Source organism: Aliiruegeria haliotis (assembly GCF_003003255.1).
In the GTDB taxonomy this organism is placed as follows: domain Bacteria; phylum Pseudomonadota; class Alphaproteobacteria; order Rhodobacterales; family Rhodobacteraceae; genus Tropicimonas; species Tropicimonas haliotis.
This window is the reverse complement of the sequence record NZ_PVTD01000003.1, coordinates 395,001-417,455: the sequence shown is the minus strand read 5'-3', so window position 1 is coordinate 417,455 and position 22,455 is coordinate 395,001. Positions and strand designations below refer to the sequence as shown.

The 22,455-nt window shown below is 62.7% G+C and carries 18 protein-coding genes and 1 tRNA gene; 15 read left to right on the top strand and 4 right to left on the bottom strand.

What is annotated here, in order from left to right; translation table 11 throughout:
• Nucleotides 1-134: 134 nt before the first annotated feature.
• A complete protein-coding gene (locus tag CLV78_RS11205) occupies nucleotides 135-881 on the bottom strand; it encodes a gamma-glutamylcyclotransferase (protein WP_106204880.1) in 747 nt (248 codons plus the stop codon).
• 528 nt (nucleotides 882-1,409) lie between these two features.
• Here CLV78_RS11205 and CLV78_RS11200 point away from each other — a divergent pair.
• From CLV78_RS11200 to CLV78_RS11165, 8 genes are read left to right on the top strand one after another with little or no spacing between them, the layout of a single operon-like run.
• Entirely contained in the window at nucleotides 1,410-1,805 is a 396-nt protein-coding gene (locus CLV78_RS11200) for a hypothetical protein (protein ID WP_106204879.1), read from the top strand.
• Nucleotides 1,802-3,994 carry a NosR/NirI family protein gene (locus CLV78_RS11195; protein ID WP_106204878.1) on the top strand — a complete coding sequence of 731 codons (2,193 nt, stop codon included), beginning with the start codon at nucleotides 1,802-1,804 and terminating at the stop codon, nucleotides 3,992-3,994. The genes CLV78_RS11200 and CLV78_RS11195 overlap by 4 nt, the downstream gene beginning before the upstream one ends.
• Nucleotides 3,987-5,897 (top strand): TAT-dependent nitrous-oxide reductase, encoded by a 1,911-nt coding sequence (gene nosZ, locus CLV78_RS11190; RefSeq protein ID WP_106204877.1) that lies wholly within the window; start codon nucleotides 3,987-3,989, stop codon nucleotides 5,895-5,897. The genes CLV78_RS11195 and nosZ overlap by 8 nt, the downstream gene beginning before the upstream one ends.
• 3 nt (nucleotides 5,898-5,900) lie before the next feature.
• Nucleotides 5,901-7,157, top strand: a complete 1,257-nt coding sequence (locus tag CLV78_RS11185; RefSeq protein ID WP_106204876.1) for a nitrous oxide reductase family maturation protein NosD — start codon at nucleotides 5,901-5,903, stop codon at nucleotides 7,155-7,157.
• Nucleotides 7,150-8,046, top strand: coding sequence for an ABC transporter ATP-binding protein (locus CLV78_RS11180; RefSeq protein ID WP_106204875.1), 897 nt, complete (start codon nucleotides 7,150-7,152; stop codon nucleotides 8,044-8,046). Before CLV78_RS11185 ends, CLV78_RS11180 begins: the two co-directional genes overlap by 8 nt.
• Nucleotides 8,046-8,867 carry an ABC transporter permease gene (locus CLV78_RS11175; RefSeq protein ID WP_106204919.1) on the top strand — a complete coding sequence of 274 codons (822 nt, stop codon included), beginning with the start codon at nucleotides 8,046-8,048 and terminating at the stop codon, nucleotides 8,865-8,867. The genes CLV78_RS11180 and CLV78_RS11175 overlap by 1 nt, the downstream gene beginning before the upstream one ends.
• Nucleotides 8,864-9,379, top strand: a complete 516-nt coding sequence (locus tag CLV78_RS11170; protein WP_106204874.1) for a nitrous oxide reductase accessory protein NosL — start codon at nucleotides 8,864-8,866, stop codon at nucleotides 9,377-9,379. The genes CLV78_RS11175 and CLV78_RS11170 overlap by 4 nt, the downstream gene beginning before the upstream one ends.
• Nucleotides 9,376-10,305 carry an FAD:protein FMN transferase gene (locus tag CLV78_RS11165; RefSeq protein ID WP_106204873.1) on the top strand — a complete coding sequence of 310 codons (930 nt, stop codon included), beginning with the start codon at nucleotides 9,376-9,378 and terminating at the stop codon, nucleotides 10,303-10,305. Before CLV78_RS11170 ends, CLV78_RS11165 begins: the two co-directional genes overlap by 4 nt.
• Before the next feature lie 754 nt (nucleotides 10,306-11,059).
• Here CLV78_RS11165 and CLV78_RS11160 read toward each other — a convergent pair.
• A tRNA-Leu gene (locus CLV78_RS11160) sits at nucleotides 11,060-11,146 on the bottom strand.
• A 195-nt stretch (nucleotides 11,147-11,341) separates the two neighbouring features.
• Between CLV78_RS11160 and CLV78_RS11155 the strand changes: the two genes are divergently transcribed.
• Nucleotides 11,342-12,322, top strand: coding sequence for a complex I NDUFA9 subunit family protein (locus CLV78_RS11155; RefSeq protein WP_106204872.1), 981 nt, complete (start codon nucleotides 11,342-11,344; stop codon nucleotides 12,320-12,322).
• A gap of 21 nt (nucleotides 12,323-12,343) precedes the next feature.
• Here the strand turns inward: CLV78_RS11155 and CLV78_RS11150 are convergent, their stop codons facing one another.
• Nucleotides 12,344-13,249 (bottom strand): hypothetical protein, encoded by a 906-nt coding sequence (locus tag CLV78_RS11150; protein WP_106204871.1) that lies wholly within the window; start codon nucleotides 13,247-13,249, stop codon nucleotides 12,344-12,346.
• 9 nt (nucleotides 13,250-13,258) lie between these two features.
• The gene (locus tag CLV78_RS11145; protein WP_106204918.1) at nucleotides 13,259-14,062 is read right to left on the bottom strand and encodes an undecaprenyl-diphosphate phosphatase; all 804 of its coding nucleotides are present in this window, start codon (nucleotides 14,060-14,062) and stop codon (nucleotides 13,259-13,261) included.
• Between the two features lie 217 nt (nucleotides 14,063-14,279).
• Here CLV78_RS11145 and CLV78_RS11140 point away from each other — a divergent pair, with 217 nt between their 5' ends.
• The 6 genes from CLV78_RS11140 to gltB all read left to right on the top strand — a co-directional run bounded on the left by CLV78_RS11140 (nucleotide 14,280) and on the right by gltB (nucleotide 22,268).
• Entirely contained in the window at nucleotides 14,280-15,716 is a 1,437-nt protein-coding gene (locus CLV78_RS11140) for an NAD(P)-dependent oxidoreductase (protein ID WP_106204870.1), read from the top strand.
• 4 nt (nucleotides 15,717-15,720) lie between these two features.
• Complete coding sequence (locus tag CLV78_RS11135) at nucleotides 15,721-16,176, top strand: GFA family protein (RefSeq protein WP_158263508.1); 456 nt, start codon at nucleotides 15,721-15,723, stop codon at nucleotides 16,174-16,176.
• A 77-nt stretch (nucleotides 16,177-16,253) separates the two neighbouring features.
• Nucleotides 16,254-17,015 carry a hypothetical protein gene (locus CLV78_RS11130; protein WP_106204868.1) on the top strand — a complete coding sequence of 254 codons (762 nt, stop codon included), beginning with the start codon at nucleotides 16,254-16,256 and terminating at the stop codon, nucleotides 17,013-17,015.
• Entirely contained in the window at nucleotides 17,012-17,428 is a 417-nt protein-coding gene (locus CLV78_RS11125; RefSeq protein ID WP_245924968.1) for a GFA family protein, read from the top strand. Before CLV78_RS11130 ends, CLV78_RS11125 begins: the two co-directional genes overlap by 4 nt.
• A complete protein-coding gene (locus tag CLV78_RS11120) occupies nucleotides 17,425-17,733 on the top strand; it encodes a hypothetical protein (protein ID WP_106204867.1) in 309 nt (102 codons plus the stop codon). Before CLV78_RS11125 ends, CLV78_RS11120 begins: the two co-directional genes overlap by 4 nt.
• Entirely contained in the window at nucleotides 17,730-22,268 is a 4,539-nt protein-coding gene (gene gltB, locus CLV78_RS11115) for a glutamate synthase large subunit (protein ID WP_106204866.1), read from the top strand. Before CLV78_RS11120 ends, gltB begins: the two co-directional genes overlap by 4 nt.
• The last annotated feature ends 187 nt before the right edge of the window (nucleotides 22,269-22,455 follow it).

The window sequence follows — 22,455 nt, the reverse complement described above, 5'->3', positions numbered from 1 at the left end:
AGTGCGGACGCAAGGGGGGCCTCGGTCGGTTAGTAACGTCGCCTGCGCGCAGGATCGGCCCGCGCGCGGCTGTTCCCGATGTGCTCCACTGCCGCGGTGCCGGTGGCTGGTCCAGGGTCTCAGTCAACAAGCGGTCATGGCGTCGCGCCGTCCGATGTGGTCGCGATATAGGTATCGACCGCCTCGAGCAGGGCGTGGCAATCGGGATCCTGAATGCCGAGGGCGTTGAAGTGGTCGATGATGTTGGCCAGGTAGTCGCGGCTGCTGCCCATGAAACCGGAGCCCGTGGCGATGAAACGGACCTGCTCCGCAGGGTCCAGTTCCGGACAGATCGCCGGCGCGTCGTGGTTCGCCACGAAGGTAAGCGCCTGCACGGGCCCCCGATCTGTTTCCGCCGTCACGAAAGTGGGCAGGTATCCCGGACCGATCTTCTCCCGGTTCCAGAGGATCTCTGTCTCATGATCCACCGCTTCGGCGGCGATGCGAAACACCAGCCCGGAACAGGTATCCCCCCGGTCAAGCGCGGCCATCAATCCCGGGTTCTCCCGCGTGCCACGCGCGCCATAAATGTCCTTGAGAATGAAGCGCCTGGCGTACCCTGTCAGTCGCGCGCGCCGGACCTCGACGAAATGAATCGCCGGATCCCACATGAGGGATCCATAGGCAAAGATCCACAGATCGCCATCGTGGCCGGCCAACGCATCCCTGCGAGTTGCTTCGCGTGCGTCATCGGTATGGAGGTGATCGAGAACCCACCGAAGATCGGGCTTGTCCTCGAAGAAGCGCCGCGCTTGGAATGTCCGGAAAAAGGAACTTTCCGGATCCGCAACGAGGTCGCGCAGTTCCGGATGATGCGCAAACGCATCCTTGTATTTGGTCAAGTCCGGCTCCTTTCGGGTCCATCATCGGGGATCGGCGTTTCGGGCGTCGTCCGGTTCAGGCTGTCGGCTCCCGAACGATACACGATCCTGCGGTCGCCCGCGAATGCGAGAGAGAGCGTCTACCGAACACGGCGCCGCTCGTTGCGGCGCATGTGTCCGGGAAGGGGCAATCCAGGGTCTCGGGAAGGATCGAACCCCTGGAACACGCGTTGAAAGCGACGCTCTTCAAACTGGAGATCCACGGCTTGCGCCCAACTGCGGGGCAAAAAGGCGTCGGCGATACATGCTGTTGCGGACTTGGCACCGCGCGGAAATCCAACGGGTCGGGTGACATGTTCCGCCGCGGCGACTAGACTTTCGTCGGCAACCCTAACAAAAGTCAAGGAAGGTTGCCGGACAGACGTCCAAGACGTCGGCAACGCAACATCGCACGATCGCGACAGAGGCTGAATGCTACCGCTTCCGCACCTACGACAGTTCAGGAACCAACCGTGGAAGTGGCTTCCGCGGTGTTTTCTTGGTGTCCTGGTGCTGTCCGTTGTCCTGCAATCGATCTTCCCGGTGCGTGGTCTGGCGTATGAGGCCGGAGAGCTGCTCGAAATCTGCTCGACGTCGGGAATCGTCGAGATCAGGGTTGATGCCGATGGCAACGAGATCGCGGGCGACGACGTGCCCTGCTTCGATTGCCGCGACTGTCCGCTTTGCATGATCGTGACGGGTTTCAGCCTTTCGGGCGAAGCCGGTTGGGACACGCACATGGTGCGGGAACCCCAGAAGCGCGGCCCCGAATGCGATACACACACGCGGAACCCGGCCCGGTTCTGGGCTGACAATCGCGGACCTCCAGCCCGCAACAAAAAGGCAATAGACTTGGCAGAAATATTGTTCGTGGAGCCAACCCGGGTCGAAGGGAGGGCGACATGAACGTGAAGCGCACCCTCACTGGCTGGTTCCTGGCCCTTGTGTTTGCAGTCTCCGTTCTCGGAGCTTCGACCCACACGGCGAATGCGGAAACGCTCGCCAGTTTCCTCCCCCAACTCACGGCATCCGATTTCCATCCCGAGGCCGATTCGTTCGGTCCGGTACGCGACGATGTCGCCGTGGCGCCGCTGCTGAAGGGTGGCGAGACGCTCGCCTGGGCATTCCTGACATCCGATTTCGTTGGCACGACCGGTTATTCCGGCAAGCCCATCCACGTTGTCGCGGCGATCGACAACGATGCGGTGCTGACTGGCGTGCAACTGGTCAAGCACTCCGAGCCCATTGTGCTGATCGGTATTCCGGACAGCAAGGTGAAGGCGCTCACCCAATCCTATGCCGGGCTCGACCTGAAAGCCGAAGTCGAGGAATACGGCTCTGCGCACGACCTCGACATCATCTCCGGGGCAACCGTCACCATCATGGTGATCGACGATTCCATCGTTCGCGGCGGTATCAAGGTGGCGCGTGCGCTTGGCCTTGGCGGGCTGGTGCCGGAAGTGACCGGGCCCAAGCGCGAACTCGACATGTCCATGACCGAGACGGCCGATTGGGGCACGTTGTCCGGTGATGGTTCAATCCGGCGGCTGACGCTCGATGTCGGGCAGGTCAACGCCGCCTTCGAGGCGACAGGCGATGAGCGCGCAATCAAGCGGCCGGAACGGGGCGACTCCGACGACACCTTCATTGATATGCACATGGCGCTGGTTTCGGTGCCCACCATCGGACGCTCGCTGCTGGGGGACAACGAGTACAAAAACCTCGTGGAGTGGCTGGAAGAAGGCGAGCACGCGATCCTCGTGCTGGGTCGGGGCACCTATTCCTTCAAGGGATCGGGCTACGTGCGTGGGGGTATCTTCGACCGGATTCAACTGATCCAGGGCGATTCCTCGGCGCGCTTCTTTGACAAGCAGCATCGACGGCTGGGTGATCTCGCCGCACCTGGCGGGCCGAGCTTCAAGGAACTGGATCTCTTCAAGATCCCTGCCGACATGGAGTTCGACCCGGCCGAGCCGTTTACTCTGCAACTTCTGGTACAGCGGTCTGTCGGAGCGCTGGAGCGGGTCTTTCTGACGTTCGACCTCGGCTATACCCTGCCAGAACGCTATCTTCTGGCGCCACCCGCGCCGCAGGTGGTCGACAATGCCGGAGACGAAGCCGCGGCAAAATCTGCGCTCTGGCAGCGGATCTGGCGGGACAAGACTGTCGAGATTGTGGTGCTGGGGGCAATGCTTCTGGTGCTGACCGCGACTTTCTTCTTCCAGTTCCAGGCGACGATGAATGCCCGCGTCTTCTACTGGTTCCGGATCGGCTATCTGACCATGACGCTGTTCTTCATCGGCTGGTACGCCAATGCGCAGCTGTCCGTCGTCAACCTGATGGCGCTGGCCGGGCAATTGCGCGCAGGCTTCAGCTGGGACGCATTCCTGATGGATCCGCTGGTGTTTATCCAGTGGTTTGCCGTCGCCGCCGCGCTCCTGTTCTGGGGGCGTGGTGCCTATTGCGGCTGGCTCTGCCCCTTCGGCGCGTTGCAGGAGCTGACCAACCAGATCGCCCGTTTCTTCAAGGTGCCGCAATGGACCCTTCCCTGGGGGCTGCATGAGCGCCTCTGGCCGGCCAAGTACATGATCTTCCTTGGTCTGTTCGGCGTTTCGCTTGCATCGATCCCCACTGCCGAGCATCTCGCCGAAGTTGAGCCGTTCAAGACGGCGATCATTCTGAAGTTCGTTCGCGACTGGCCGTTTGTGGTCTTCGCGCTGGCGTTGCTACTGGCCGGTCTCTTCATCGAGCGGTTCTACTGTCGATACCTCTGCCCGCTGGGGGCCGCACTCGCGATCCCGGCACGGATCCGGATGTTCGACTGGCTGCGCCGCTACAAGGAATGCGGATCGCCCTGCCAGACCTGCGCCAACGAATGCCCGGTGCAGGCGATCCACCCAACCGGAGAGATCAACCCGAACGAATGCGTGGACTGCCTGCATTGCCAGGTCCTCTACCAGTCGAAAACGAAATGCCCCGTGGTCATCAAGAAGATGAAGCGGCGCGAGAAGGTCGGCTCTGCCCTGAAGATGCCGCCCTCGAACCACCCGAACGCAAAGAAAACAGAACCTGAAGGAGGGAACGCCCATGTCTGAGAAACTGAAACAACTGGCGATGACACGCCGCGGAATGCTCGGCGCCACGGCCACGGGGGCAGTGCTCGCCTCCACCGGCATCGGCGGGACAATGATGTCCGCTACACCCGCTAAGGCGCAGACCGGCTCTGTCCATCTGGAGCCCGGCGAGCTGGACGACTACTACGGCTTCTGGTCTTCGGGCCAGACCGGTGAACTGCGCATCCTGGGCGTGCCGTCCATGCGCGAGCTGATGCGGATCCCGGTGTTCAACCGCTGCTCTGCCACCGGCTGGGGCCAGACCAACGAGAGTCTGAAGATTCTCACCGAAGGTCTGACCGAGGAGACGAAGAAGTTCCTCGCCGCCAACGGCAAGGTCACCTACGACAACGGCGACCTGCACCACCCGCACATGTCGTTCACCGATGGCACCTACGACGGTCGCTACCTGTTCATGAACGACAAGGCCAACACCCGCGTGGCCCGTGTCCGTTGCGACGTGATGAAATGCGACAAGATCATCGAGATCCCGAACGCGCATGACATCCACGGCCTGCGTCCGCAGAAGTTCCCGCGCACCGGCTATGTTTTCGCCAATGGCGAGCACGAGGCGCCGCTGGTCAACGACGGCAAGATCCTCGACGATCCGTCGCAATACGTGAATATCTACACCGCGATTGACGGTGACACGATGGAGATCGCCTGGCAGGTGATGGTGTCGGGCAACCTCGACAACACCGATTGCGACTACCAGGGCAAGTATGCCTTCTCGACCTCCTACAACTCGGAAATGGGCATGAACCTGGCCGAGATGACCGAGAACGAGATGGACCACGTTGTCGTCTTCAACCTCAAGGAGATCGAGGCCGGTATCGAAGCGGGCGATTATCAGGAGCTGAACGGCGTCAAGGTGATCGACGGGCGCAAGGGATCCAACAAGAAGTACACCCGCTACATTCCGATCCCGAACTCGCCCCACGGCATCAACACTGCGCCCGACGGCAAGCATGTGTGCATCAACGGCAAGCTGTCGCCGACGGTGTCGGTCATGGATGTCACCAAGCTCGACGCGCTGTTCGAGGAGGATGCCGATCCGCGGTCCTGCATCGTGGCAGAGCCGCAGCTTGGCCTCGGCCCGCTTCACACGGCCTATGACGACAAGGGCAATGCGTTCACCACGCTGTTCCTCGACAGCCAGGTCGTGAAGTGGAACATCGAGGACGCTATCAAGCAGTACGCCGGGGAAGAGGTCGACCCGATCATCTCCAAGGTCGACGTTCACTACCAGCCGGGCCACAACTCCACCTCCATGGGTGAGACCAAGGAGGCCGACGGCAAGTGGCTGATCTCGATGAACAAGTTCTCCAAGGACCGGTTCATCAACGTTGGCCCCCTGAAGCCGGAAAACGAGCAGCTGATCGACATCTCGTCGGATGGCATGGAAGTGGTGCACGATGGCCCGACCTTCGCGGAGCCGCATGATTCCATCATCGTCCGCCGAGATATCGTCAACCCGGCCACCAACTGGGAGCGCGACGACCCGATGTGGGAGGATGCGCGCAAACAGGCCGAGGCCGATGGCGTCGATCTGGACTGGGGTCACGAAGAGATCATCCGGGATGGCAACAAGGTGCGCGTATACCTGTCGTCCGTCGCGCCGGAATTCTCGATGGAGAAGTTCACGGTCAAGCAGGGTGACGAGGTCACCATCTATGTCACCAACATGGATGATATCGACGACCTGACCCACGGCTTCTGCCTTGCCAACTTCGGCATCGCGATGGAGGTCGGGCCGCAGGCGACATCCTCTGTCACCTTCGTGGCGGACCGCCCGGGCGTGCACTGGTTCTATTGCCAGTGGTTCTGCCATGCGCTCCACATGGAGATGCGCGGCCGGATGTTCGTCGAGCCACGGGCAACCTGATCGATGCGTTTGCTCTGGGCCATATCACTTGTGCTTGCCACGCCGCTTTCCGCGGCCGAGTGGGACGTGCCGGTGCGGCCCGGGGCAATCGCTGAAACACTGGCCCGGGCCGCGGAGGGCGATGTGCTTCGCCTGCGGCCCGGGACCTACCGCGAAACTGTCGAACTTGACTACCCGGTCACTCTGGACGGACAGGGACACGCCATTCTGGACGGGCAGGAACAGGGCAGCGTGGTGACGGTCACCGGCGCGGATGTCACCGTGACCGGGATCACCGTCATCGGATCGGGATCCGATCATGAAGAGATCGATTCCGGTATCAAGCTGACAAAAACGGCCGAGCGGGCCGTGGTGCGGGGCAATGTCCTTGAGGGCAACCTCTATGGAATAGACATCCACGGCGCGCGCGACGCGTTGGTAGCCGCCAACCGCATCACAGGTCGCACCGATCGTCGGATGAACACCCGGGGCAACGGAGTCTATGTCTGGAACGCGCCCGGTGCTGTGGTCGAGGACAACGACATCCGGCTTGGCCGCGACGGGATCTTTGTCAACTCGTCGAAGAAGAACATATTCCGGTACAACACGTTCCGGGACCTGCGCTTCGCGGTGCACTACATGTATGCCAACCAGTCCGAGGTGAGCGGCAACGTGTCCATCGGCAACGATCTGGGCTATGCCGTGATGTTCTCGAAACGGGTCAAGGTGGCGAACAACGTCTCCATCGACGACCGTGAGCATGGCGTGATGATGAACTACGCCAACAACAGCGAGATCACCGGCAACTACGTGCGCGGAACGGAGCAGAAATGCGCCTTCCTCTACAATTCGAACAAGAACACCTTTTCCGGAAACCACTTTGAAGGCTGTGGCATCGGTATCCACTTCACGGCCGGGTCGGACGGCAACCGGATTCTGGGAAACGCGTTCATCGGCAACCGGACCCAGGTGAAATACGTCTCTTCGCGCTGGGTGGAATGGTCCGAAAACGGCGAGGGCAACTACTGGTCCGACTTCGCTGCCTATGACCTGAATGGTGACGGAATCGCCGATGCTCCCTACAGGCCCAACGACAGCATGGACCATGTACTCTGGACACAGCCGGCGGCCAAGCTGCTGCTCGGCTCACCTGCGGTTCAGTTGGTGCGCTGGTCGCAATCGGCCTTCCCGGCGCTTCTGCCGGGGGGCGTGATCGACAGCCACCCCCTGATGCAACCGCGTGAAATTGACCTGATCTCACAGGAGGGGCTGGATGACTGATATCCTGTCGATCGACCGCGCCACGAAGCGCCGCGGCAAGCAGTTGACGCTCGATGGCGTAAGCCTGTCCCTCGCAGCCGGAGAACGCGTCGCGCTGCTCGGCCACAATGGGGCGGGCAAATCCACCCTGATGAAGCTGATCCTGGGCCTGACGTCGCTCGATGGCGGCGAGATCCGTGTCGGTGGCACGAAGCCGGGCAGCAACGCAGCTCGCCTCGCCACAGCCTTCCTCCCCGAAGCGGTAAGCTTTCACAAGTCACTCACGGGACGCGATCAGCTCGGGCTGTTTGCGCGCCTGGCCGGCGTGGGGATGACGCCGGTGGCGGACCTGCTCGAACGGGTTGGCCTCGCCGATGCGGCGGACCGCCGTATCGGCACCTATTCGAAAGGCATGCGGCAGCGGCTCGGCCTTGCACAAGTGTTGCTGGGCAAGCCCGCAGTGGCATTGCTCGACGAACCGACCAGCGGGCTCGACCCGATCTCCCGGATGGAGCTCTATGCGATCATCGATGAGCTTGCCGCGCAGGGGACCGCGGTGCTTGTTGCGTCCCACGCATTGACCGAGGTCGAAGCGCGGACCGACCGTATTGCGATCCTCCGAAAGGGACGTCTGGTGGCCAACGACACGCTGGCCAGCCTCTCGCGCCGGGCGGAACTGCCGACAAAACTGCGTATCCGCGCGCGCGCCGGGGAGGCCGACAGGATTGCCGCCGATACCGGCGGGCAACGGGTCAATGGCGCGTCGGTCGAGCTTCTTTGCACGCCGGAAGCCAAGATGGACCAGTTGCGTCGCTTCGCGGCCATGTCCGACGCCGTGGAGGACATAGAGATGACCCCGCCCCGGCTGGAGGACCTGTACCGCTACTACGCGCAGGAGGACGCACAATGATTGGCCGCATCCTTGCCATTGCCCGAACGGAGGCGCTGATCGTGCGCCGCAATCGTTGGGTGTTCCTCGCCACGCTCATCATGTTGCTTTTCGCGCTGGCTTTGACCTTCGCGGGGTCCGCGCCGACCGGAACGCTGGGCGTTGACCGTCTCACGGTTGCTGTTGCCTCCATGACCACGCTTTCGGTCTACTTGGCGCCGCTCCTGGCCCTGATGATGAGCTTCGATTCCATTGCCGGCGAGGCGGATCGGGGATCGCTTGCATTGCTTCTGTCCTACCCCGCCGGCCGGGGAGAGATCCTTGCCGGGAAATACGTGGCACATCTCTCGGCGCTCGCGTTCGCCATGATTGTGGGTTTCGGCACTGCCGGCGCCATCGCGGGCGCCACCGGCGGCGCATCACCCGAGAGCGTCACGGCGCTGCTGCGCCTGATCGGCACGTCGATCCTGCTTGGCGCTGTCTTCCTGGCCTTCGGCTACATGCTGTCGGGGCTTGCTGGCAGCCCGGCAGCCGCTGCAGGGCTTTCGGCGGCGCTGTGGCTCGTCTTTGTCGTGCTCTACGACCTCGGCCTTCTGGGCGCCGTGGTGGTCGATTCCGGCGGCTATTTCACCCAGCACATCTTCCCCTGGGTGCTTGCGGCAAACCCTGCGGATGCTTTCCGACTCTGGAACATGGCCGCCTCGCCCGATGTGGCGTTGGCAACCGGCATGGCCGGCGTCTCCGCGAGTCTGCCGGCATGGGCCGCGCCGGTTTCGCTCGGCTTCTGGCTGGTGGCAGGCTTTGTGCTTGCGCGCATGGCGTTTCGGAGGCTTGAGCCATGAGAACCCTGCTTCTCCCCTGTCTCTTGCTCCTCGCAGCCTGCAAGGAAGAGGTCGCCGAGATTCCCGAACCGACCCCGATGACCGAAACCGCCCTGAGCTACTTCTGCCAGATGAACGTGGCCGAACACGGTGGCCCCAAGGGGCAGATTCACCTGGAGGGCTACCCGGGGCCGATTTTCTTTGCGCAGGTGCGGGACATGGTCGCCTACCTGAAGAGCCCGGAGCGCGATGCCGATATCCTGGCCGTTTATGTCAGCGACATGGGGGCTGCCACATCCTGGGACAGCCCCGGTGCCGAGAACTGGATCGCCGCCGACAGCGCGCACTATGTCGTGGGCGCAGGCGTGGCTGGCGGCATGGGGGCTCCTGAAATCGTGCCCTTCGGCCAGTCGGCGGCGGCACAATCCTTCATGGAGCAATATGGCGGCGCCTTGATGCCGCTCGACACCATTCCGGACGATGCCGCAATCGGCGCTGTCGATCTCGACCAACAGTTGGAGCAACCCTCATGAGCCGATCTCTGTCACGCCGGCGGTTTCTTGCAATCGCAGCTTCCGCGGCGGCTGCTCCCGCAATCGCCGGTCCACAGGCCGCGCAGTGGCGAGGGGTGGCGCTTGGTGCAGGTGCCAGTATGCGACTCGAAGGGATCGCGCCGCGTCAGGCTGAGCCGATCTTTGCGGCGGTTGCCGACGAACTGCGCCGGTTGGAGTCGATCTTCAGCCTCTACGATGCCGGGTCTGCTCTTGTGCATCTCAACCGCAGCGGTCGGCTCGATCATCCCCCGGCCGAGTTGCTTGAGGTGCTGAGCCTGTCAGAACGCTTGCACCATGTCACCCGAGGTGCTTTCGATCCGACGATTCAGCCAATCTGGCGTCTTCAGGCCGAAGCCGCTGCCCGCGGGGAGGTCCCGGTAAGCGACGCTTTGGCACGGGCAATGGCACGCACCGGATGGGATGCCGTTCGGTTCGATTCGAAAGCCGTCGTATTCACCCGTCCCGGGATGGAAATGACGCTGAACGGGGTTGCGCAGGGGTACATTACCGACCGGATCAGTGCGCTCCTGCAGGGTCGTGGTTTGCACGATGTCCTGATCGACATGGGTGAGATCGCCGCCAGCGGCACCCGCGGGAATGGAGCGTCATGGGTTGCCGGGATCGCGCATCCGGACGGGCAGGTGATCCGCCGCGTCACGCTGAAGGATCGCGCGTTGGCCACGTCCTCTCCATCCGGCACACTCCTCGATGCCGCGGGCAAGGTCGGGCATATCCTCGACCCCGGAACGGGTGAAGCGGTGGCGCGCCACGGTCTCGTGTCGGTCAGCGCAGAGAAGGCCTCCGTCGCCGATGGACTCTCGACCGGGTGCTGTCTGTTGGCACCGAACACTGCGGCCGCGGCCATCGCGGCCACTCCGACAGCTCGGCTGGAGGCAATGGCATAGGTCGACAGGGCATCGGAGCTGCACGTCGTCGTCCGTCCCCGCAACCGGGGGCGCTGTCCGGTGCGTGCTGGTCCCACGAGGCCTTGCTGACGATGGGAGTGACTGCACTCAACCACTGAGACAAGACGCCGTCCCAAAAAACCAGTTCTGGAACCATTGGTTCTGCCGCTCCTGATCGCCATGAGATCAAGTGGGCGTCAGCGTTGTTCCGCTTTATCGGAACGAAGAACGAGCCGGGTGCTACCGCGACCACCGTTCAGCGCTACCGCCGCACACCAGTACGGTCGGGGCGGCGATCGCATGCCATCGTATTTCTGTGACCCCACGTTCCGCGATTGCTCCATATCTACATCTGAACGTGCAGCATTCTTCGGAGGTTGAACACGTTGCCATTCGGACGGATCAAGCAAACCGTTTCCCGGATTGCTCGCAATCGGAACGCCCCGGTGCAAGCCATGAAGCCCGGTTGGCTTGGCTGAGAGCCGGTTGATTGAACGGAACCTTTCACTTCGTCGGAGCCTACACGGTGCACCGATTGGCTAATCAGGCGCGACCTAGAGGCCACTTTTGCGGGCGTGTTCGTCCCTGGTCGAACTACCTGACCTACATTCCATTCGAAGGAGCCATACAACTCATTGGCCCAAGCTTAGAGTTGGCTTTCGATCCCAGTCCGTCGATTGCAACTAGCCCCACCAAGGCCAAGCCTTGCCGTCAAGGTCTATGCCTCGACCATCCGAGGGTACTGTTGGGGAAATGGTGCCCAGGAGAGGACTCGAACCTCCACGTCCATACGGACACTAGCACCTGAAGCTAGCGCGTCTACCAATTCCGCCACCTGGGCCGGTGTCGTGAGCGCGGTGACTACATCCGGTGTTAGGTGCTGTCAACGCGGTTTCACGGTTTTTTTCCGATTTCCTTCCGCGGCTGAAACGGTGGCTCTGGCGATGGTCATTCCTGCCGCGACGCAATCGCGTCTTGTCCCGCATCGCGCTGGAAGCTATCTGCTTTGCTAGCCACCGAACGGAGGGATCTTCTCATGTCCAAACTCGTCACGATCTTTGGCGGCTCTGGTTTCGTCGGGCGCTACGTCGCGCGGCGGATGGCGAAGGAAGGCTGGCGTGTGCGGGTTGCGACGCGGGTGCCGGACGAGTGCCTCTTCGTGCGCACCTACGGCGAGGTGGGGCAGGTCGAACCGGTGGCCTGCAATATTCGTGATGAGACCTCTGTTGCCGCGGCGGTGCAGGATGCGGATGCCGTGATCAATTGCGTCGGCATTCTCGCGGAAACGCGGAAGAACAGCTTCGGCGCCGTGCAGGTGGATGGCGCGGAGCGTGTCGCGCGTCTCTCCGCTGAAGCGGGCGTTTCTTCCATGGTCCAGATCTCTGCGATCGGGGCGGATGCCGGGTCTGACAGTGAGTATTCCCGAACCAAGGCAGAGGGTGAGGCGGCGGTTCTGCGGCACATGCCGAATGCGGTGATCCTCCGCCCGTCGATCATCTTCGGCCCGGAGGACGAATTCTTCAACCGTTTCGCGAAGATGAGCCGGTTCGGGCCGGTTCTGTCGATCATCGGCGCGGATACGAAATTCCAGCCGGTCTACGTCGATGACGTGGCCCGTGCCGCGGCGAGTGCTGCCATGGGGGAGGTCGAACCTGGCATCTACGAACTCGGCGGTCCGGACGTTGCGACCTTCCGCGAGTTGATGGAGCAGATGCTGGAGATCATCCGGCGCAAGAAGCTTATCAACAACGTGTCCTTCGGGATGGCCCGCATGATGGCGGGGGCATTCGGGCTGGTCGAGAAGATTTCCTTTGGTCTGGTGGATGCGCCGCTGACCGTAGATCAGGTCAAGAACCTTGCTCGGGACAATGTTGTCAGTGAAGGCGCCAGGGGTTTTGAGGATATCGGCATTCGCCCGGTGGCGATGAGCGCGATTCTCCCGGAATACCTCTGGCGGTTCCGTCCCAGCGGCCAGTACGAGGTTTTGACCGAGTCCGGAAAGAACCTGCACACCTGACCTTTGCCGTGATTGTCCGGCTCAGCCGGGCAGCATTCGGTGATGGTGAAGCCCGATGAGGGCATTGGCCGTGAGAACGGCGGACCAGGCCTGATCGGCCTGCTTCCATTCGGTTGCATCGACGAAATCCCAGTTCCAGAACGGACGCCATGCGCCGGAATCGTCCTGTGTGGCGGCAAGCGTCGAAGGCATGGCCGCCAGCCGGTCCGAGAACGCGGAAGCGCCGGGGGAGGTCGGTGTCGGCACGACCTGGAACGGCATAGCGTGGGCGTTGTCCGCCGATATGGCCGAGATCTCGCCGGGCAAGCGCCGCGTCAGCAGTTCGCGCAGTTCGGCGGGCAGGTTCGGGCTGTGGAAAAGCCGAATGCAGGGGTAGAGGTCGTAGATTTCCAGTGGACCCGGGTGGTCCACTTTCAAGCTGTGCAGGATCCGGGCGGCAAGTCCGTCGCGTATCTCCGGCGGGACAAGGGCCGCATGGTCAAAAAGGTAGCCTGCAAGCTCGGTCGAGGGGTTGAACACGAAGCCGATATAGCGGTCGAGGTCCGTGGCATCCCACCATGGGGCATGCGGGGCAGCATCGAGGCCGTCGTCGATGGCCGGCCAGACCCAGGCCTTCCGGTCGAGCGTCTCCAGCAAGTGGGCAATCGCCCGCTGCACCATCGGCAGGCTGCTCGGCGCGCCGCTGCTGCGCAGGTATTGGAATGCGACGCTGGTGGAAATGCCCTGCGTCAGCGGGGTCCGCAAGTCCGGTTCAATGCCCTGCGCAAAGCCGCCATCCGTATTCTGGTAGGCCTCCAGTTCGGCCCAGACAGCCTCGGCCGGCTGCTCGAGTACCACGTGGCGCGCCAGCGCATTGTCGAGTTGTCGCGGATTTTGGGCGAGATAACTCCATGCTTTCTCGATGCACTGTTTGGTCAGGTCGGGCATGGGTATTCCTCAAAGGTAGGTCATCGCCAGCAGGCCAAGGCCCAGCATGACGCGGTAGATGACATAGGGGGTGAAGCTGACGGAGCGAAGCAACCGCATCATCAGCGACAGCGCCAGCAGCGCCGCGGCGAAGGCAAGGGCCGCAGCAATCGACGCGTCGCGTGCCATGGCCCAGTTGGCGTGGGAGACGACGTCGATGCCAAGGAGCGTGCCGGACGCGATGATCGTTGGGATCGACATCAACATGGCGAGTCGCGCGGCGTCCTCTCGGGCATAGCCCAACTGGCGTGCGCCCGTGATGGTAATGCCGGAACGGGAGGTCCCCGGGATCAGCGCGACGGCCTGCCAGAGCCCCATGATGATTGCATCCCGCAGGGTCCAGTCGGCGGAATGGCGGGTCTGCTCACCCTTCTGGTCCGCCCAGTAGAGAACAAGGCCAAAGATCAGCATGGTCCAACCGATCACGGCGGTGGAGCGCATTGCATCGGCCAGACCCGTGACCTTGAGGACGAGCCCTACGAGGATCACGGGAACAGTTGCCACGATCAACAGGAAAGCGAGCCGGGCTCCCGGCGTGTCGATCTTGCCGCGAAGAAGGCGCGGTATGCCGCCGAGCGCCTGTTTCACATCGCTCCAGAAGTAGAGGATGACGGCGAAAAGCGTGCCCACATGGGTGGCGACATCGATTGTCAAACCCTGGTCATCCAGGCCGGTCAGATTCGGCAGAAGAATCAGGTGACCTGAGGAGGAGACGGGGAGGAATTCGGTAAGCCCCTGAATGATTGCAACAAGAAGGATGTTGAAGAGTGTCATGAGGTCCGGCAATTCTGTGAAATACGGGGATACCATAACCGGATGATTCCGAAAGGAAAGCTCAGAGCAAGGTAAGCAATGCTTACTTAAAATTCGGCGCTGCGGCGAAATCTGAGGTGCGGGTGTCAAAAAATCCTGCAATTAGGTAATATGTTCTGACTTTATTTCCCCGGCCGGGCGCTGTAGACAGCGCGGACTGAATAACGGAGGCAAGCCAGTGGCGAAACAGCGAATGCTCCAGTTCGTGGATGTGGACAAGCAGATGCCCGCGAAGCGGGTGGCGGATCTGCGTGCGCAGGATTTCGACGAGATTTATGGCGAGTTCGCGGAGGAGAAGGCGGCCGAGCAGTCCAGTCGCTGCAGTCAGTGCGGCGTGCCGTATTGCCAGTCGCACTGCCCGTTGCACAATAACATTCCCGACTGGCTTCGCCTGACGGCCGAAGGCCGGTTGCGGGAGGCCTATGACCTCTCCCAGTTGACCAACACCTTCCCGGAAATCTGCGGTCGCATCTGCCCGCAGGATCGTCTGTGCGAAGGCAATTGCGTCATCGAGCAGTCGGGGCACGGCACGGTGACCATCGGCGCCGTTGAGAAGTACATCACCGACACCGCCTGGGAAAAGGGCTGGGTCACACCGGTCAAGCCGGAGGTCGAGCGTGGCGAGAGCGTTGCGATCATCGGTGGCGGCCCTGGTGGGCTTGCGGCCGCCGACCGCCTGCGCCGCGCTGGTGTTCAGGTAACTGTCTACGATCGCCACGACCGTGCGGGCGGGCTCCTGACCTATGGCATCCCCGGCTTCAAGCTGGAGAAAGACATTGTCATGCGCCGCAACGAGCAGCTCGAAAAGGGCGGCGTCACCTTCGTTCTGAACTGCAACGTGGGCGAGGACATCAGCTTTGCGGATCTGCGGGCAAAGCACGATGCCGTGCTCATCGCGACCGGCGTCTACAAGAGCCGTGACCTCGGTGGGCCGGGCTCGGGCGCGGCCGGGATCGTACGCGCGATCGACTATCTGACTGCATCCAACCGCAAGAGTTTTGGCGACGAGGTTCCGGAGTTCGATTCCGGTGAGTTGAACGCCGAGGGTCGCAAGGTGGTTGTCATCGGTGGTGGCGACACCGCGATGGATTGTGTCCGTACCGCGATCCGTCAGGGCGCCACGAGCGTGAAGTGCCTCTATCGCAGGGATCGCGCCAATATGCCGGGCTCGCAGCGTGAGGTGCAGAATGCTGAGGAGGAAGGCGTCGTCTTCGAATGGCTGACCGCCCCCAAGGGCTTCACTGGCGAGCCGGTCACGGGCGTGATGGTGCAGAAGATGCGCCTTGGCGCGCCCGATGCCTCCGGTCGGCAACGGCCCGAGGTGATCGAGGGGGCCGACTATGTCGAAGAAGCGGATCTCGTGATCAAGGCGCTCGGTTTCGAGCCCGAGGACCTGCCCACGCTTTGGGGTGAAAAGGCGCTGGAGGTGACGCGCTGGGGCACCGTGAAGGCCGATTTCCGCACCCACGAGACGGCAATGCCGGGCGTCTACGCGGTCGGTGACATTGCCCGCGGCGCCTCGCTTGTGGTCTGGGCGATCCGGGATGGCCGCGAGGCAGCCGATGCCATGCTTGCCACGTTCGATGCGGTCGCAACCGGCGTGGCGGCGGAGTAACCCGATGGGTGCGGTCTCCACCGGGCAATGTCTCTGCGGTGCGGTCAAAGTTCGCGCCGTGGATCTGCCACGGGAAATGTCGGTCTGTCATTGCGACATGTGCCGGACATGGACGGGCGGCATGCCCTTTGCGGGCGTTTCTGTTGTCCGCGAGAATGTGACCTTCGAAGGTCAGGAGGCCATCCGCATCTATCGTTCGTCCAAATGGGTGGAGCGTGGTTTTTGCGGTACCTGCGGGACGAACCTCTTCTTCCGGATGGCAGGGGCGGCGGCCACTGCGAACATGAGTCTCGCGCCGGGTGTGCTGGACAGCATGAACGAATTCGCGCTGGTGGAAGAGGAATATGTGGATGTGAAGCCTGCGGGCTACGCTTTCGCAGGGAATCTGAAGCAGGTGACACGAGCACAAATGCACGATGCGCTCTCGGCGCATTTGCAGGGCCTGGGGCTGGCCGTGTAGCGCCGGGCAGACCAACGAAAAGAGCATCCGTCCGGGCAATTCCGGTCGGAATGGAAAGGAAAGGATGTCTGAACGGCATGGGACCGATGACAGGACATGAAGCCAGGAAGACCCGGGTGAGTGCCCGGGCCGCGCTCGTTGTTGTCGCCGGTCTTTTGGCCGCCGCGCCCACGCAGGCAGAGACCGTTATCGTGCCGGAGGGCTGCGAGGGCTTTCTGACCGCACAGATGAAGGGGTGTGGCGTCTCGCACTACTGGCGCTGCGAGGCGGCGCCGGAGGGCACCACCTGGGAGGTCCACTACGACCATGAAGGGGTTTTCTCGCTCTCGGTCTACGATCGTGATTTCCAGTGGCTCGACAGCCAGTATTTCAGCGATGGCACGCGGGAACACCTTGTCGGGGAAGGGCCCGACCCGGCCTCCCTCAGTACCCTGCTGGAGACCGGCCGCGATACATACGCCTTCGTCATCCGCGAGGAGGGACCGGACGGCACACGGGACGTCGTGCACCAGGGGTACGACCAGCTGACCGGCCAGACCGTCACGATTGATGGGGTGGCGCTGCTCGAAACCGAGTTCTCCTCTGTGGCGATGGATGCGGAAACCGGCGAGGAAATCTACTCCGTCTGGGGAAATCAATACGTGCATGAGGAGGAGCGGCTGTTCTTCATCGGACCGGACACTTTCCGCAGGGACGGTGAGGAGAATGCCAACGACCTCGGCCCGGTGCGTTTTGTCCACCCGGGAGAGCCCGGTTTTACGGATATGACCCCGCAATACGACTGCATCCAGTCTGAAGAGATCCGCTTCACGCCGGTCCCGTCGGAGGGTCTGCGATGAAGGGCCGTTGCATGTGTGGGGCCGTTCAAGTCGAAGCGACGCCCGAGACGCAGGAGTTGCACGCCTGTCACTGCGAGATGTGCCGCCGCTGGACCGGATCGGCCTTTGTGGAGATCGATGTGGCCGATGGAGACCTTTCATGGTCGGGCCCGGTAAAGACCTTCACCTCGTCGGACTGGGCGGAGCGGGCCTTCTGTGCCGAATGCGGCTCGACGCTGTGGTATCGAATGACCTCTCCTGAGCATCGGGGCTACAGCGTTTCGGCCGGCCTGTTCGAGAATGCCGGGGGCCTTTCCCTGAGCCGGGAGATCTTCATCGACTGCAAACCGGAGGGCTTCGCCTTCGCGGGAGAACGCGAACGATTGACGGAGGCTGAGGTCCTGGCCGCCTATGCACCGGAGGTCGCGCCATGACGCACCTGAGCCGGGACTGCCCGGTCGTCCCGCGCGTGCTGCCGCCTGGAGCCGCCCCCGCGTTCGCTGAACCTTTCTATGGCGGCTGGATCGGCCGGGCTGCACTGGACGCCCAAACGGCGCACGTGGCGGTCAGTCACACCGACCCGCACGAAATCCACATGGCGGTCTGTTCGGAGGTCACTCCGATCCCGAGCCGCCACCAGACTCATACCTACACCACGCTGCCCGGTTCCCGCGCCGGCGGGACCGGCCACGCCGGTCACGGCGCCAACGGCAGCCACCAAAGGAGGCATTCCCGATGACCAAGTACGACACCGCATGGGCGGCCGCGGAAAAGGCAAAGCGCGAATGGATGGCCGAAAACGGGCTCTACAGCGAGGCAGAGGAGCATTCCTCCTGTGGCGTCGGACTCGTGGTTGCCATCGACGGACAGAAGAGCCGCAAGGTTGTCGAAGACGGCATCAACGCGCTGAAAGCGGTCTGGCACCGTGGCGCGGTCGATGCCGACGGAAAGACCGGCGACGGTGCAGGGATCCACGTGCAGATCCCGGTCCCGTTCTTCTACGACCAGATCCGTCGCACCGGCCATGAGCCGGACGTGGACAAGCTGATCGCCGTCGGACAGGTGTTCCTGCCGCGGGTCGATCACGGCGAGCAGGAAACCTGCCGGACGATCGTCGAAAGCGAAGTCCTGCGGATGGGTTACTACATCTATGGCTGGCGCCACGTGCCGGTGGATATCGACTGCCTGGGCGAGAAGGCAAATGCCACGCGGCCGGAAATCGAACAGATCCTGATCTCCAATCACAAGGGTGTGGACGAGGAGACATTCGAGCGGGAACTCTATGTCATCCGCCGCCGGATCGAAAAGGCCGCGGCAGAGGCGCGGGTGCACGATTTCTATGTCTGTTCACTGTCCTGCCGGTCGATCATCTACAAGGGCATGATGCTGGCCGAGCAGGTGGCGGAGTTCTATCCCGACCTTCAGGATGAACGTTTCGAAAGCGCCTTCGCGATCTACCACCAGCGCTATTCGACCAACACCTTCCCGCAATGGTGGCTGGCGCAGCCTTTCCGGATGCTTGCCCACAACGGCGAGATCAACACGCTGAAGGGCAACGTCAACTGGATGAAGAGCCACGAGATCCGGATGGCCCACGGCACGTTCGGTGACATGGCCGAGGACATCAAACCGATCATCGCGCAGGGCTCGTCGGATTCTGCCGCCCTCGATTCCGTGTTCGAGATGCTGGTGCGCGCGGGCCGCTCCGCGCCGATGGCGAAGACGATGCTGGTGCCGGAAAGCTGGTCCAAACAGGCGGTCGAGCTGCCGAAGCCCTGGCGCGACATGTACTCTTACGTCAACGCTGTGATGGAGCCCTGGGACGGGCCGGCGGCGCTGGCCATGACTGACGGTCGTTGGGTCTGTGGGGGGCTGGACAGAAACGGACTGCGCCCGATGCGCTATGTCGTGACCGGCGACGGGCTGCTCATCGCGGGCTCCGAAGTCGGCATGGTGCCGACGGACGAGACCACGGTCGTCGAGAAGGGCGCGCTTGGCCCGGGGCAGATGATCGCGGTGGACATGAAGGAAGGCAAGCTCTTCCACGACGTCGAGATCAAGGACGCGCTTGCAGCCTCGCAGCCTTTCGGTGATTGGGTCCAGAAGGTCAACGAGATGGACGAGGTGCTCGCCGGCGAAACCGAGACCGCCTTGTTCACGGGCGGCGAACTGCGCCGGCGTCAGATAGCGGCGGGGTATTCGGTGGAGGAGCTGGAACAGATCCTCACGCCGATGGCGGAGGACGGCAAGGAGGCCATCGCCTCCATGGGCGACGACACGCCCTCTGCGGTGTTGTCGGAAAAGTACCGTCCGCTCAGCCACTTCTTCAGGCAGAACTTCAGCCAGGTGACCAATCCGCCGATCGACAGCCTGCGCGAGTACCGCGTGATGTCGCTCAAGACGCGCTTCGGTAACCTGAAGAACGTTCTGGACGAGGACAGCTCCCAGACCGAGATCGTCGTTCTGGAGAGCCCGTTCGTCGGCAATGCCCAGTTCGACAAGCTTGTCTCCGAGTTCAAGTCGCCGATGGTCGAGATCGACTGCACCTTCCCGGTGGGCGGTGAACAGAACGCCCTGCGCGAGGCGCTTGACCGGATCCGTGCCGAGGCTGAGGACGCCGTGCGTTCCGGCGCCGGGCACCTGGTTCTGACCGACCACCACCAGTCCGCCGACAAGGTGGCGATGCCCATGATCCTGGCGACCTCTGCGGTGCATTCCTGGCTCACGCGGAAGGGGCTGCGGACATTCTGCTCGCTCAATGTGCGCTCTGCCGAATGCGTGGATCCGCATTATTTTGCGGTGCTGATCGGGTGTGGCGCGACGGTGGTCAATGCCTACCTCGCTGAGGACAGCCTTGCCGACCGGATCGAGCGCGGGTTGCTTGACGGTCCGCTCAACACGGCGGTCGCGAAGTACCGTGCGGCAATTGATGCCGGCCTGTTGAAGATCATGTCCAAGATGGGGATCTCGGTGATTTCCTCCTATCGTGGCGGTCTGAACTTCGAGGCAGTGGGGCTTTCGCGTGCCATGGTGGCGGAGTTCTTCCCGGGCATGGTGAGCCGGATCTCCGGCATCGGGGTGGCCGGCATCCAGCGCAAGGCGGAAAAGGTGCACAAGTCGGGCTGGCTCGGCGGCAACGACATCCTGCCGCTCGGTGGGTTCTACAAGGCGCGCAAGTCGGGCGAGACCCATGCCTGGGGCGCTCAGTCGATGCACATGATGCAGACAGCCTGCAACACCGGCTCCTTCGAGCTGTGGACACAATATTCCAAGCGGATGCGGGCAAATCCGCCGATCCACCTTCGCGACCTGATGGATTTCAAGCCGTTGGGACGTCCGGTGCCAATCGAGGAGGTCGAATCCATCACCTCCATCCGCAAGCGTTTCGTCACGCCCGGCATGTCGCTCGGTGCGCTGAGCCCGGAAGCGCACAAGACACTGAACGTGGCGATGAACCGGATCGGCGCCAAGTCCGACTCCGGTGAGGGCGGTGAGGATCCGGCGCATTTCGTTCCGGAACCGAACGGCGACAACCCTTCTGCCAAGATCAAGCAGGTGGCCTCGGGCCGCTTCGGTGTGACCGCCGAGTACCTGAACCATTGCGAGGAACTGGAGATCAAGGTGGCCCAGGGCGCAAAGCCCGGGGAAGGCGGCCAGTTGCCGGGCCTGAAGGTCACGGACCTGATCGCCCGCCTGCGGCATTCGACCAAGGGCGTGACGCTGATCTCCCCGCCGCCGCACCACGATATCTATTCCATCGAGGACCTTGCGCAGTTGATCTACGACCTCAAGCAGATCAACCCGCGCTGCAAGGTGACGGTGAAGCTGGTGGCGGCAAGCGGTGTCGGCACCATTGCGGCCGGTGTGGCCAAGGCCGAGGCCGACGTGATCCTGATCTCCGGTCACAATGGTGGTACGGGGGCCTCGCCAGCGACCTCGATCAAATATGCCGGCCTGCCATGGGAGATGGGCCTGACCGAGGCGCATCAGGTTCTCGCGATGAACAAATTGCGCGGCCGCGTGACACTGCGGACGGACGGCGGCCTGCGGACCGGACGGGACATCGTGATGGCCGCGATGCTGGGCGCCGAGGAATATGGTATCGGCACTGCCGCGCTCATCGCGATGGGCTGCATCATGGTGCGTCAATGCCAGTCCAATACCTGCCCGGTGGGCGTCTGCACACAGGATCCCCGGCTTCGGGAGAAGTACACGGGGTCCGCGGACAAGGTGGTCAACCTGATCACGTTCTATGCGCAGGAGGTGCGGGAAATCCTGGCCGAGCTGGGCGCCAAGAGCCTCGAAGAAGTGATCGGTCGCACGGATCTGCTGGCGCAGGTCAGCCGCGGCAACGCGCATCTCGACGATCTCGACCTGAACCCGCTGCTGATCTCCGTCGATGGTGCCAAGGACATCGTCTACGACATGAACAAGCCGCGGAATGCAGTGCCGGACACGCTCGACGCACAGATCGTGGCCGACGCCGCGCGGTTCCTGAAGGACGGAGAGAAAATGCAACTCTCCTATGCCGTGCAGAACACGCTCAGGACCATCGGCACGCGGACGTCGAGCCATATCGTCCAGCGCTTCGGCATGCGCAATGCGCTCCAGCCGGATCACCTGACGGTCAAGCTCACGGGGTCTGCCGGGCAGTCGCTCGGGGCCTTCGCGGCACCGGGGCTCAAGCTTGAAGTGTCCGGCGACGCCAACGACTACGTGGGCAAGGGCTTGTCGGGGGGGACGATTGTTGTGCGCCCACCGATGAACTCGCCGCTGAAGGCCGATGACAACACGATCATCGGCAACACGGTGCTCTATGGTGCGACCGACGGCTATCTCTTTGCCGCTGGCCGCGCGGGCGAGCGGTTCGCGGTGCGCAACTCCGGTGCGAAGGTGGTGATCGAAGGCTGTGGGTCCAACGGGTGTGAATACATGACCGGCGGTGTCGCGGTGATCCTCGGTTCCATCGGCGCAAACTTCGGCGCGGGCATGACAGGGGGCATGGCCTACCTGTACGATCCGGATGGATCGTCGCTTGAGTTGATGAACACGGAGACGCTTGTGTCCGCGGCGGTCAGCCATCCCCATTGGGAGGCAGAACTGCGCGGGCTGATCGAACGTCATGCCGAGGAAACCGGTTCCGCAAAGGCGGCCAACATCCTTCAGCACTGGGATCTGGAGCTGTGCAACTTCGTGCAGGTCTGTCCGAAGGAGATGCTTGCCCACATCCCGCATCCGCTGACACAGGAAGAAGGTGCGATACCAGCCGAGTAAGCCGGACGGTCACGATCGCCGAATCGGTCCTTGCACCGGTTGCAAGACGCGAAACCATCAAATGCGCCCGCAGGCTTTGCGGGCGCTTTTTTCTTGCCGCAGGCGTGGGAAGGCCCGGGCGATGGACGGGATCCATTCGGCCGACAACTCAGGCACGGGTCAGGCGCAGGGTCCGCAATAGGAAACG